At 47.8% G+C, this 12712-nt stretch carries 15 protein-coding genes and 1 riboswitch; of the genes, 3 read left to right on the top strand and 12 right to left on the bottom strand.

Annotated elements, in window-relative coordinates:
- The first annotated feature begins 47 nt into the window (after positions 1-47).
- Complete coding sequence (locus tag Pcarn_RS21400; protein ID WP_261836353.1) at positions 48-1403, top strand: NfeD family protein; 1356 nt, start codon at positions 48-50, stop codon at positions 1401-1403.
- Positions 1404-1424: 21 nt separating this feature from the next.
- Positions 1425-2198 (top strand): slipin family protein, encoded by a 774-nt coding sequence (locus tag Pcarn_RS21405; RefSeq protein ID WP_261837334.1) that lies wholly within the window; start codon positions 1425-1427, stop codon positions 2196-2198.
- A 34-nt stretch (positions 2199-2232) separates the two neighbouring features.
- Here Pcarn_RS21405 and Pcarn_RS21410 read toward each other — a convergent pair whose 3' ends face one another.
- Entirely contained in the window at positions 2233-2403 is a 171-nt protein-coding gene (locus tag Pcarn_RS21410; protein ID WP_261836354.1) for a hypothetical protein, read from the bottom strand.
- Positions 2404-2514: 111 nt separating this feature from the next.
- Complete coding sequence (locus tag Pcarn_RS21415; protein WP_261836355.1) at positions 2515-3462, bottom strand: LysR family transcriptional regulator; 948 nt, start codon at positions 3460-3462, stop codon at positions 2515-2517.
- A 102-nt stretch (positions 3463-3564) separates the two neighbouring features.
- On the opposite strand from Pcarn_RS21415, the gene Pcarn_RS21420 reads away from it, so the two are divergent.
- Positions 3565-4737 (top strand): multidrug effflux MFS transporter, encoded by a 1173-nt coding sequence (locus Pcarn_RS21420; protein ID WP_261836356.1) that lies wholly within the window; start codon positions 3565-3567, stop codon positions 4735-4737.
- A 61-nt stretch (positions 4738-4798) separates the two neighbouring features.
- Here the strand turns inward: Pcarn_RS21420 and thiE are convergent, their stop codons facing one another.
- The 10 genes from thiE to Pcarn_RS21470 form a co-directional block, all read right to left on the bottom strand.
- Positions 4799-5419: a thiamine phosphate synthase gene (gene thiE / locus Pcarn_RS21425; protein ID WP_261836357.1), complete on the bottom strand. Its 621-nt coding sequence runs from the start codon at positions 5417-5419 to the stop codon at positions 4799-4801.
- 14 nt (positions 5420-5433) lie between these two features.
- On the bottom strand, positions 5434-6225 hold the full coding sequence (thiM, locus tag Pcarn_RS21430) for a hydroxyethylthiazole kinase (RefSeq protein ID WP_261836358.1): 792 nt from the start codon (positions 6223-6225) through the stop codon (positions 5434-5436).
- Between the two features lie 9 nt (positions 6226-6234).
- On the bottom strand, positions 6235-6900 hold the full coding sequence (gene tenA, locus Pcarn_RS21435; protein ID WP_261836359.1) for a thiaminase II: 666 nt from the start codon (positions 6898-6900) through the stop codon (positions 6235-6237).
- 12 nt (positions 6901-6912) lie between these two features.
- Positions 6913-7857: an ABC transporter substrate-binding protein gene (locus Pcarn_RS21440; protein WP_261836360.1), complete on the bottom strand. Its 945-nt coding sequence runs from the start codon at positions 7855-7857 to the stop codon at positions 6913-6915.
- A gap of 41 nt (positions 7858-7898) precedes the next feature.
- Positions 7899-8837: an ABC transporter substrate-binding protein gene (locus Pcarn_RS21445; protein WP_261836361.1), complete on the bottom strand. Its 939-nt coding sequence runs from the start codon at positions 8835-8837 to the stop codon at positions 7899-7901.
- A gap of 33 nt (positions 8838-8870) precedes the next feature.
- Positions 8871-9659 carry an ABC transporter permease gene (locus Pcarn_RS21450; protein ID WP_261836362.1) on the bottom strand — a complete coding sequence of 263 codons (789 nt, stop codon included), beginning with the start codon at positions 9657-9659 and terminating at the stop codon, positions 8871-8873.
- Positions 9652-10401: an ABC transporter ATP-binding protein gene (locus tag Pcarn_RS21455; protein ID WP_261836363.1), complete on the bottom strand. Its 750-nt coding sequence runs from the start codon at positions 10399-10401 to the stop codon at positions 9652-9654. Before Pcarn_RS21455 ends, Pcarn_RS21450 begins: the two co-directional genes overlap by 8 nt.
- Entirely contained in the window at positions 10401-11216 is an 816-nt protein-coding gene (gene thiD / locus Pcarn_RS21460; protein ID WP_261836364.1) for a bifunctional hydroxymethylpyrimidine kinase/phosphomethylpyrimidine kinase, read from the bottom strand. The genes Pcarn_RS21455 and thiD overlap by 1 nt, the downstream gene beginning before the upstream one ends.
- 88 nt (positions 11217-11304) lie before the next feature.
- Positions 11305-11411, bottom strand: a riboswitch (TPP riboswitch).
- Between the two features lie 54 nt (positions 11412-11465).
- Complete coding sequence (locus Pcarn_RS21465; RefSeq protein ID WP_261836365.1) at positions 11466-12122, bottom strand: cupin domain-containing protein; 657 nt, start codon at positions 12120-12122, stop codon at positions 11466-11468.
- A 31-nt stretch (positions 12123-12153) separates the two neighbouring features.
- Positions 12154-12708 (bottom strand): 4Fe-4S binding protein, encoded by a 555-nt coding sequence (locus tag Pcarn_RS21470; RefSeq protein ID WP_261836366.1) that lies wholly within the window; start codon positions 12706-12708, stop codon positions 12154-12156.
- Positions 12709-12712 lie beyond the last annotated feature (4 nt).

The raw sequence follows: 12712 nt of genomic DNA on the forward strand, positions 1-12712 counted from the left end.
TATACTTAACATTAGATGTTCATCAGACTCTCCAAAGGGGGCACTGCATGACTCGTTTTCGTCTATGGTTCGCAGCGCTGCTGTTATTTTCAAGCCAACTACTTGCTAACACTGTGTGGGTCGTACCCGTCAAAGGCCCTATCGGCCCTGCCGTCAGTGACTATCTTTCCAGAGAAATCGCCGAAGCTGAGGCGCAGGGCGTCTCCATGGTCGTCCTTAAAATGGACACGCCCGGCGGGCTAGATAGCGCAATGCGCGATATCATCAGCTCAATCACTGCCTCGAGCGTACCTGTGGCGACTTGGGTTGGCCCATCTGGTGCGCGAGCTGCTAGCGCCGGTACCTATATCCTTCTCGCCAGTCATGTTGCGGCCATGGCCGATGCTACTAATCTTGGATCCGCGACACCAGTTTCTATGGGAGGTCCACCCACACAACCCTCTTCAAGTGATGATGAAGAAAAGCCTGAGCAAGAACCGAGTAACAGCGAAGAAGTGCCGGCTAAAACCGCCATGGAGAAAAAGGTTATCAATGATGCCAAAGCGTACATCAAGGGGCTCGCCAAGCTGCATGGTCGAAACGCAGAGTGGGCTGTAAAAGCAGTAAGTGAAGCCGCCAACATTGAGTCAGAGGAGGCGTTAGAGCTTGGCGTTATCGACTTTATTGCTAATTCCACAGAAGAGCTCACTCAACTGGCGAATGGCCGTGACATTAATCTGAATAACCGTACCGTTACCCTTAGCATAGAGAATCCAGTGATTATTGATAGAGTGCCGGATTGGAGAGCCGAGCTTTTGGCTGTGATCACTAATCCTAACGTGGCCTACATCCTGATGCTAATCGGCATCTATGGTTTACTGTTAGAATTCTATAACCCTGGCATTGGCTTACCCGGCGTGCTCGGTGGTATCTGCCTACTGCTTGCCATGTACTCGCTACAAATGATGCCCGTCAACTATGCAGGCCTTGCATTGCTACTACTCGGTATTGCTTTGATGGTGGCAGAAGCCTTTAACCCCAGTTTTGGTATTTTGGGCCTGGGCGGCGTAGTCGCCTTTATACTTGGCTCAATATTCCTAATGGACAGCGACCTACCCAACTTCCAGATTGCCATCCCTCTCATCGTGGGCGTTGCCATCTTCTCAGTCGCACTGATCCTAGTCACTGTGGGACTGCTACTGAAAGTGCGTCGACGCGCCGTTACAACAGGTGTTGAAGCCTATTCTGGAAAGGTCGCTGTCGTTATTGACGATTTCGTGGGTGGCACAGGTCGAGTCCAGATGGATGGCGCGCTTTGGAAAGCTCACATATCTGGCACAGAATCACTCAAGAAAGGTGACAAGGTAACGGTCACCCACATCGATGGATTAACACTTACCGTAATACCCGATTCCGATAACTAGGAGGTACTTATGCCTATCCCTATGTTTTATACAACAGCTGTCGTCCTCGTCTTAGTCATCGCACTTGCGACGCAAATCTTTAAAGTGTTGCGTGAGTATGAGCGTGGCGTGGTCTTTTTTCTTGGCCGATTCCAAGAGGTAAAAGGCCCAGGTCTGATTATCTTGATCCCTATCGTGCAGCAGATGGTTCGTGTGGACCTGCGTACCGTGGTGTTAGATGTGCCAACACAAGACCTTATTACCCGTGATAACGTCTCTGTTCGAGTAAACGCTGTGGTTTATTTCCGAGTAGTTGACCCTCAAATGGCCATCAACAACATCGAAAGTTATAACGATGCCACCAGCCAATTAGCACAAACCACCTTGCGTTCTGTGCTCGGTCAGCATGAGCTTGATGAGCTACTTTCAGAGCGCGAAAGGCTCAATAAGGATCTGCAAGGTATCCTAGACCAACAAACCGATGACTGGGGAATAAAAATCGCGACTGTAGAAGTGAAGCATGTAGACCTTAATGAAAGTATGGTTCGCGCCCTCGCCCGCCAAGCGGAGGCTGAGCGTAATAGACGTGCGAAAATCATTCACGCGACCGGGGAACTGGAGGCTTCGAGCAAGCTTAAAGAAGCAGCCGAGATGCTTAACGAAGCGCCCAACGCGTTGCAACTTCGCTATATGCAGACGCTCACCGAGATAACCTCAGATAAGACCTCCACAATAGTGTTCCCTTTGCCTATCAATCTAGTGGAAGCCGTTTCTGATATCGCAAAGGCGGTCAAAAAGGATGATAAAAAGGAATAAAGGATGGAGCCAAGCTCCAAAACTGTGTTTCATCCTATTTCGCTGAAGTGGTTAACTCTTCAAGCGGGTTTTCCTCTTCAGCTCGCTCTAACCGCTCTTGTCTTTGCCTTTCATGCATGGCTTCAATGAGCTCTCTATCCCGAGCAGCGAAGAAGATATCCTCGGCAGCCTTCTCTCGTAAGCGTAGTTTTTCTGTGAAATCCATAATCCCTACCTCCTACTTTATCTGTTATTTAAAGTATAGGTAGCAAGAGCTCTAGGCCGTTTTGCCAATTAAGATGGAATTGATCTTGGTCAATTCTTAATCAACCAAAATCTAAGCTAGATCACTACAGCACTCCGCTATGAGCTCGCGCAACCATTGGTGAGCCGAATCTCGCTCAAGCATGGTCGGCCACAACATCCGATAACTTACAGGTTTAAGGTCAAACGGCAGAGGCAAGACTTTCAGGGAATATTTGTTTGCTAATTGGTTAGCAAAGATAGAGGTACAAACCAACATCATGTTCGAGTGTTGTGCAAGAAGTGCTGCGCTGTGAAAATCTGGAACCTTGGCCTTGTCATTTAGCCTATATCCCTGCTCTGACACCACTCTGTCTAACAGCCAAAACTCACTGTCATCCACAAAGATCCTAACCAGATCCGTATCTAAAAACGCCTTCGCATCCCAGTTGTCAGCATTAATCGCATGAGACTGACTTACCAAACAAATATGCCTATCACGATAGAGCTCAAGATTAGGTTGGTCGCCAATGTCGGAGATATGAAACGATGCCTGAGCGCGCCTATCAGTATCTTTTGCCGTAATTAAGAGATCCAGTTCTCCCTGATTCAAATGACTCAGACTCTGTTTAGTTTTCGGTACAATACTGAGCTGCATATTTGGCGCAAGCGAGTTCAGTTTTGGCATTAAACGCGGAACAATAACCGGGAATGCAGTCTCACAGATACTGATGGTAAAGCTTCGCTCATCGGTTGCAGGATCGAACGATTCGGGCAACAACATAATGTGTGAGTCTCTTAACCACTGACGCAGTGGTTTTTCTAACTTGGCCGCCCTAGCCGTTGGCGTTAACCCCCTACCGGTTCGGATAAACAAAGGGTCTTCCAATACCTCACCCAGTTGCTCCCTCAAGCGAGTCAGTTGTTTACTCACTGCAGATTGACTGAGATTTAGCCGTGTTGCCGCTCGGCTTACACTGCCATCTTCAAGCAAGATCAGCATCAAACGAAGCAAATTAAGGTCGATATGGTCTAGCTTCACCAGATATTCCAAAATAGAAATTATGGAATGACAATAATTCAATATTTCTCATAATTCAACGCTGTTACTATCCTTTCCATTAGCAACACCTTGAGAAAAATAATGAGCCGCAAAGCCCCACTTTATCTATTTTTATTGCTTATCGTAGTTAGCCCAATGGGCATCGATATCTATCTGCCAGCACTTCCTCAAATGGCAGAAAACCTAAGCACTCCGATGGCGAATATTCAGATCACCATCACTATATTTCTAGCTGCGCTTGGTTTAGGACAACTTCTTGCGGGACCTTTAGCAGACCGATACGGACGCAAACCACTTATTCTAAGCGGCCTTGCGCTATACATTCTAGGTTCTGTGGTTGGCTCATTAGCGCTTCAAATTGAAATTTTGTGGTTCGCGCGTGTACTTCAAGGTCTAGGAACCTGCGCTGTTTCGGTAGGCGTAATGTCAGGCGTGCGCGACAGCTATAGCACGGAAAAAACAGCGTCTATCTATAGCTATATCAATGGTGTTATCTGCGTTATCCCGGCCCTTGCTCCTCTTGTGGGTGGCTGGCTGAGCGAAACCTGGAGCTGGCGAGCGACCTTCTATTTTATGGCAGGTTATGCCCTATTGGTGACCTTCATTGCCACCCTTAAGCTTCCTGAAACACGACCATCGAATACTATTGCTAGTGACAAGCTTATTAACTGGGAGCAGTACAAACCGATCTTGCAGAACTCTACATTCCGTTTCAACGCAGGTCTTGTAATGCTGGCTATGGCTATCATCATCGCCTTTGTCAGTGTTGCACCGGTACGCCTAATGGTAGAGCTAGGCATGAGCCCAACCGCATTCTCTCTGTGGTTTGGTAGCAACGCCATTATCAATATTCTGGCCTCTTTCGTTGCTCCAATTGTGATTAACCGTATCGGTCAGTCGAACTCTTTGAAGCTTGCGATTGCAATGTGTACCACCGCAGCCATCCTTATTGTGGCACTGCAAAATGTGCATCACCCATTTGCATTTATGGGTCCTGTGTTTATCGCAAGTACCGGCTTTTGTTTTACCCTAGCTATCTGTAGCAGCTCAGCCCTAGCGCCATTCTCAGAACGCGCAGGTACAGCGGCGTCTCTACTTGGTTTCTTTCAAATGGCTGGAGCGTCAACGCTAGTTGGACTAGTGAATCTGCTCCCTATGGGCTCGCTACAAGTAATGGCCTTTATTATGGCTCTGCCGTTAGTGTGGTACGGCGTGAGTAAGCTCATCACAAAACCCAAGCTGTGTGAAAACTAACCACTGAAACGAAAAAAGCCTACCCCTAGTAATAGCGGTAGGCTTTCTAATATCAATCGAATCAGGCTAAACGCATAAGCTTAAGAAGCTCTTCAGACGCAAGCTTTGGATCTTCTGCTGCCGAAATTGCTGAAACCAACGCGATACCATGAACACCCGTTGCAGAAACAAGCTCGATATTAGAGGTATTGATACCACCGATCGCCACCAGCGGCTTATTCGAGGTTTCAACCGCTTTGCGCAGACCTTCAACTCCCCAGTGCTTAAGGGTATTGGTTTTAGTTGGAGTAGCAAAGATAGCGCTCACTCCAAGGTAGTCCACATCAAAGCTCTGCGTTTCAATGAGCTGCGCTTCACTCTCAACCGATAGACCTAGTATTTTATCCTTGCCTATCAGGCGTCTTGCATCGGCAACGGGCATATCTGACTGACCCAAATGAACACCACATGCATCGACAGCAAGTGCTACATCTACGCGATCGTTGATGATCAAAGGCACATTACTGCCTTGCATTACCGTTTTTACTGCGCGCGCTCGCTCAATAAAGGCGCGAACATCGCCATGCTTTTCGCGAACCTGTACCATGCTTACGCCGCCTTCGATGGCTTGTTCAACCACTTTGCAGAGGGCACTTAGCTCTTGGTGTTCATCGGTAACAAAGTAGAGTTCATAAGGGTTCATATTACATGCCTCGATTATGCTTTGCTGATCTTAAGACGCTTAGCGATAGTCGCTTCATCCAGTTCATACAGGGTATCTAGCAGATTCATTTGTAGGCTACCTGGGCCTGCTGATTTCTCAGTAGCAATCTCGCCAGCAACACCCAGGATAGCCGTTGCAGCAACGCCTGTTAGCTCGCCTATGGCAGCAAAGGCGCCGGTAATCGCCGTGTGTGAGCAGCCCATGCCAGTAACATAAGGCATCATCTCACTGCCATTTTCTAGCTTCACTACGCCCTCTTTACTTACTACATAGTCCGCAGCACCAGAGATAACTACCGAAGCGCCATACTCATTGACCAAGTATTGAGCTGCAGCTACTGCTGAATCACTGCTGTCCAAGGCATCTACGCCCTTAGACTGTGCTTGTTCACCGGCAAGGGCAATCACTTCTGAAGCATTGCCACGAATGATTAGAGTCTCAGCCTGCTCTGCAATCTGACGAGAAACTTCGGTACGCAGTGTACTGGCGCCGCAACCTACAGGGTCTAGTACCACAGGCTTACAGTTAATATTCGCTTGCTCAACCGCAAACATCATGCGCGGTACCCACTGACTATCTAAGGTGCCAATGTTGATCACAAGTGCGCCAGCAAAGCTCATCATCTCTGCCATTTCACGAGAAGAGTGCGCCATAATAGGTGATGCACCCACCGCCAGCAGTGCGTTAGCCGTGTTATTCATCACCACATAGTTGGTCACATTAACAACCAGCGGCTTATTCTCACGCAGTGTTTTTAGGGATTCGATAATATGTGAGGTTTCCATTTTTTATCCTTATTTGGCGGCGTTTAGGCCTTGCTCCCAAAACGCAATTTCCATGCGTGTTGCGGTGCGGAATACTTCGATTAGCTCTTTGGCGCGAGCACTGTCTGGTTCGATATCAACAAGAAGGTTGTCTAGGTTCTCTATGCACTTCACCACGCCCTCTTGGAACTCCTCTGAGGCGTACATGGTTAGCCAGCTTTGATATGGGTTGCCTTCTTGAACAGTTGAATCTCGCTTGGCAAGGTTAGCACCGATCTCGCCATAGCCGATAGCACAAGGCGCTAAAGCAACGTAGAGATCAACTAAATCACCCTGACTGCCGGTATCTAGTACATAGCGAGTGTAAGCCACAGTGCCGAAGTCTTCGGTCTCGGCTTCCATCTCGGCTTCACTTACGCCCCACTTCTCACAATATTCAACGTGGTGACCGATCTCTGAGTCGAGCAAATTGTGCAGGCTCGGCAGTGCATTTCGCATTTGCTCTAAGCTCTTCGCTTTATAGATAGCCAGTGCATACGCTCGGGTATAGTGCTTCAAAAACAAGAAGTCTTGTTTTAGATAGTGCAAGAATGCTTCATGTTTTAATGAGCCATCGGCCAGTTGATGAACGAAGCTGTGCTCGATATAGCCTTGCCACTCTTCGCGACACGCTTCGATAAGTTGAGATACTTTCATGATGACTCCGATTTATAGAGAAGGTACGTATTTTTCGCTGTTTGGTACGCTGTTGATGATCTTATTCTTATGCATGAACTCGGCGTAATCGTCGTAGCGTTGGTGATCAACCGCTGCAGGACGAAGTGCAAAACGAGTTAGGGTATCTTCCCAAGCGCGGCGGTTAAGGTCGTTGTTAAGGGTATCTGGGTTATAAGCAACAAACTCTTTCCACGCCTTGTCTGGGTGGTTAACGATATATTGGGTCGCCAGCTCAATAGCGCGGTTAAACTTCTTGATCTTTTCCGTGTCGTAACTATTAGCATTCGCCACAAACACTAGCTCGTCATAAGCGGGCACACCGTGCTCTTCTGGGAAGAAGGCTTTCGCTTTATAGCCCTCGATTGCTAGCTGATTGGTTTCAAAGTTACGTAAACCACCCCAGATGGCATCGACTTTGCCAGACGCTAGAGAAGAAGAAAGAGCCCAGCCTACATTGATGATCTGCACGTCTTTAAAGTCCACGCCTTCGCTACCCAACATGGTACCAATAGTAGCCTCTTCGTTACCCGCAATGGCAATACCGATCTTTTTGCCTTTCAGGTCAGCAAGAGAATTGATCTTACCGTTATCCAGCACCATCAAGGTATTTAGGGGCGTTGAGATAAGCGTGCCGCTACGAATCAGTGGCAGACCTGCCGCAACATCTATGGTTAGAGTTGGCTGATAAGATACAGCCATATCAATCTTGTTTGCCGCTACCAGCTTTGCTGGAACACTCGGGTCAGCTGGCTCTTGGATCTCTACCTCAATACCTTGCTGCTCAAACAGACCTTTCTCCTGAGCGATAACAATAGGACCGTGGTTCGGGTTTACAAACCAATCCAGCATCAAGGTAAGCTTGTTGTCTTTAGCGAAAGTCGCTGGACTGATGGCAAGCGCGCAGGTTGCGGCCAAGCCAAGTAGTGTTTTTTTCATGATTCTTCCTTTTTACCCTCACTCAAGGGTAAAGCATGCTTTTAGTGAATAAAGTAGATGTCTTTGTTTGGAACGGTTTTGATGATGCCAAGCTCATGCATAAACTTGGCGTAATCATCATAACGTTCCACGTTTTCAGCCGACGGACGCAGTGCAAAACGCGTAAGCGTGTCATTCCAAGCTCTATGGTTCAGCTCGTTATTTAGAGTATCTGGGTTGTAAGCAACAAACTCTTTCCAAGCTGCCTCTGGGTGATTGATGATGTAATGGGTGGCAAGCTCAAGTGCCTTATTGAAGCGGGCTATCGCATCCGCATCGTGGTTTTTAGCGTTCGCCACATACATCAGCTCATCATAAGGTGGGATGCCATGCTCTTCAGGGAAGAAGGATTTAGCTTTGAAGCCCTCTAGCTCAAGCTGATGAGACTCAAAGTTACGCATACCACCCCAGATCGCATCAACTCGACCTGATGCTAGAGAGGTAGACAGTGCCCAACCAACGTTTACTATCTTAACGTCGCTAAACTTAATGCCTTCGCTTTGCAGCATCTTACTGATGATCTTCTCATCACTTCCAGAAACGGCTACGCCAACGGTTTTTCCTTTCAGGTCCGAGAGGGTTTTGATCTTGCCGTTATCAAGTACAGATAAGGTATTAAGCGGCGTTGCGAGCAAGGTGCCTGTCCAAACCAAAGGCAAACCTGCTTCCACATCAATAATGAAATTAGGCTGATAAGAGATAGCCATATCCACACGCCCTGCAGCTACCAACTTTGAAGGCACGCTTGGGTCTGCAGGCTCTTGTATCTCAACTTTAAGTCCTTGCTCGGCAAAAAAGCCTTTTTCTTGAGCAATGATAATTGGGCCGTGGTTTGGGTTTACAAACCAATCCAACATTAAGGTAAGAGTTTTTTCTTGTGCCAGTGCTTGACCACTTAGCATCAGCAAAGCAGTGGCGAATAGTGATTTGAGTAGTTTCAAAGTGTCTTCCGTGAGTAATAAGGACTAATAGCCCTAATCAAATTGCCAAGGGATAAACTTGTTTAATAGCTTATCGGTTATGAAATAAAGGGTGACCGAGATAAGCGCCAGTACAAACAGCGCAGCAAACATCTCATCAATCATCATGCGTGCGTTAGCTTGTAGCATCAGATAACCAAGTCCTGCGCTTGAGCCAACCCACTCACCTACCACAGCGCCGATTGGAGCCACAACAACAGCTACGCGAATACCGGAAGCAAGGGCTGGCATGGCAGCTGGCAATCTTACTTGCGTCAGCATCTGCCAACGGGTCGCGCCCATGGTTTTCGCAAGGTCCAAATAGCCGCGAGGTGTATTTCTCAGGCCGTCGTAACAGCAGGTGGTTACAGGGAAAAAGATGATGAGCGCAGCCATCACCACTTTCGAGGCAATGCCATAGCCAAACCAAAGCATTAAGATTGGTGCTATTGCAAAAACCGGTATCGCTTGTGATGCAATCAGTATCGGCAGTAGCCATCGACGTAGGGGCTCGAACAGCAGCATTTGAAGCGCAAATAAAAGCCCCATCGACAAGCCGAGGAACAAGCCCAGCACTATCTCTTGTGAGGTAATAAAGGTGTGATGCCAAAGTACGTCCCAACGAGTGTGCAACCTATCCATTACCGCTAAGGGTTCTGGCAAAATGAAACTAGGCAATTCAAACAGCACCACCACCGCTTGCCACAAACCCAGAACCACAACACAAGAGATAAGCAGTCTCACCACATGTGATGACTGGTTTTTCAGACGCTTAGACAAGTCTTGCTGAGCCAAATTACTCATGTTCAGCCCCCAACTTTTCAATAATGCTTTGCTGAATCTCTGCCATCTGAGCATCTAGAGCACGTGGCGTTTTAGACTCTGGCACTGGGATCTGAGTCATTTTCACTGGTGTCGACTCCATTAAGTAAACCGCGTCACTTAGGCGAAGGGCTTCTTGAGGGTCATGGGTGATCAGAACGACGGTTTTATCCTTTAGCATCTCAGCCGCAAGATTCTGCAGTTTATAGCGGTTTACAGCATCGAGCGCTGAGAAAGGCTCATCCATCAATACTACTGGCATGTCTTGCATTAGGGTACGAGCGAGGGCTACCCGCTGCTTCATGCCACCGGAAAGCTGTCTCGGATAGTAAGACTCTTTGCCTGCCAAACCTACCTGAGCGAGAAGTGCTTTAGCTTCATGCTCTCTGGTTTGGATATCAACAGATTTACTATCACCAAAACGGTCACTAAAACAGACGTTTTGCAGCACCGTCAGCCAAGGCATCAACAGGTCTTGTTGCGCCATATAAGCGATGTTGTCACTGAGCTCTCCTTGACCAAAGTGAATATCACCTTGCCACTGCGCAGACTCAGACAACAGTCCGGCCATGAGTCTGAGCAAAGTGGTTTTGCCACAGCCGCTTTGCCCTAAGACAGTGACCCAAGAGTTAGCTTCTATATCCAGATTAAGCTGCTCAAAAAGAGGCGTTTCTGCATCGTTAAACTGCAAACGCCCCTTTGAAATAGAGATGCTGGTTGGCATTATTTGTTTAGCTTGTAGAAGTGATGTACAGGGCCGTGACCTTTACCTACGTTGAGCTCATCGGCGTGCGCAATAGCCTGTGAGATGTAGTCTTTACCTTTAGCTACCGCCTCAGTTAGAGATTCAGATTGTGTCAGGTAAGAAGCAATTGCCGAAGATAAGGTGCAGCCAGTGCCATGTGTGTTTTGTGTATCCACACGCTTAACCGTAAAGCGCTCGACCGCGTCTTTAGTAATTAGCAGATCAGTACTGTCAGCTTCAGATTCTAGATGACCACCTTTTAGTAGAACCGCCTTACAGCCCAGCTCGCGCAGACCATCAATCATGGCATTCATTTCTGCTTCCGTAGTTGGCACTTGTGTGCCAAGCAGAGTCGCAGCTTCTGGAAGGTTTGGCGTGATCACATCAGCCAAAGGGAGAAGCTCGGTTTTTAGGGTTTGAATGGCCGAAGATTGTAAAAGCAAGTCGCCACTGGTCGCGACCATTACTGGGTCGACAACAAGGAACTTAGGCTGATATTGCTTAAGCTTTTTCACCACAGATTCAATGACTGAGGTTTCAGCCAGCATGCCAATTTTAACCGCTGAAATGTCGATATCGGAGAACACTGCATCAAGCTGCTGCTCGATAAATTCTGGTGAAACAGGATAGATACCGGTAACGCCTTGAGTATTCTGAGCGGTCAGTGCGGTTAACACTGAGCAAGCAAAACTGCCCGTTGCTGAGATAGCTTTGATATCGGCTTGAATACCTGCACCACCACCGCTGTCAGAGCCAGCAATAGTCAGTACATTCGCGATTTGATTTTGAGACACAGGCGCGTTCCTTCTGTTTAATTGGATACCCAATTCAGACAGACGTGCGAAACCAAAGCCTATGTAGCTGGAAGAGATAGATCTATAGCTTGTGTGGCGACTAGTTCCCTACGTCAGTGCTAGCTGAATCAGGTTCAACGGGTTCGCTTACTTAATTCAACGATCTCAGCCCTAAAGGCTCCCCGACTAATACGATTGACCGGATACTAACAAACAAACATTTGTTGTGAAACAATAATTAGGTAAAACTCAGGCGCGACGCAATAAATGGCCAGTTTTCACGTAGATAATGGTCTCTTGTTCCACAAATGGGAAATGTTTGCTCATGTGAGGGCTACGTAGCCAAGAGTATTGTGGATACTGCCCGTATTCATCTTGAAACTCACCACTAAGAACCAGTATTTCCTCACCTCCAAAATGAGAATGAGGCTGAAAGCGCTCCCCTTGTGGCCATTTGACCAAGGCAACGTTTTCTTCTTCAAAGCCATGAAGCGGCATCACCTCTAGTCCACCAATGCCCGGTTGCCAAGGAGTGTTAAGCGTGTCCACACGAACTGTGGTCTGGTCCTTTTTATCAAACTGATTGAGTTTTACGAACAAGGTGCAACCCTGCTCACTAAACGGCGAGTGTTTGCTACCAGGATGGTTACGAATATAAGTGCCTGCTGGATAGTCACCATCTTCATCGGAAAACACCCCTTCAAGAACGAAGATCTCTTCTCCAAGCGGATGGCTGTGCTCCGAGAACCTTGAGCCAGCTTCATACTTCACAATAGACGTCACCAAACCTGTCTCGGCAGCTTCCCTCTCTAGAGGCTTTCGCCACACACCTTTGGCTGGGCTGGCTTGCCAGTCCTCGCTTGCGGTGTGAATAACCAGTTTTTCAGAGACATCCATGTTAATCATTTTCATTTCCTAGGTTTGTTTTTTTATAAGTTTAGCCTTTCATTACCATATCGATGGCCATTGCAGGACAAGCCTCACGGCACTGGCCACAGCCACTGCAGGAGTCGGAGTTTACCTCAACGCCTTTGTTAAGTAGAGAAAGAGCATCATGCGAACACACCTGTACGCACTCTTCGCAGCTTGGGCTCATTCGACGTAAACAATTACTCGAAATACTAGCTATAGCTCCGGTGCCGATAGAGTGAGCGGAGATAGCCAATGTCGGGCAAGCGCGAGCACATTCACCGCACTCACTGCAGCTATTGTAATCCAGTGATAGCTCCGGAAATCCACCAACCATAGAGATAACCTGCTGAGGACAAACCTGCTCGCACTGGTTGCAATCCTCACTGCACAGCCTTGCAAAGATAGACTCCTCAGCAGAGCCTGGTGGCCTAGGTACAGAGCGTATCTGATCCTGGGTCTTAGCTTGCTTAGTGGTCGCGTTTACGCCAGAAAACAAACCGCGAAACAGTCCGCGCCGACTGACAGACTTGTGTTCTAACACTGCGCGGTAATAGCGTTCATCTTTTTCGCTGTGAGTCATCTTC

This window comes from Vibrio ishigakensis (assembly GCF_024347675.1).
Lineage (GTDB): Bacteria > Pseudomonadota > Gammaproteobacteria > Enterobacterales > Vibrionaceae > Vibrio > Vibrio ishigakensis.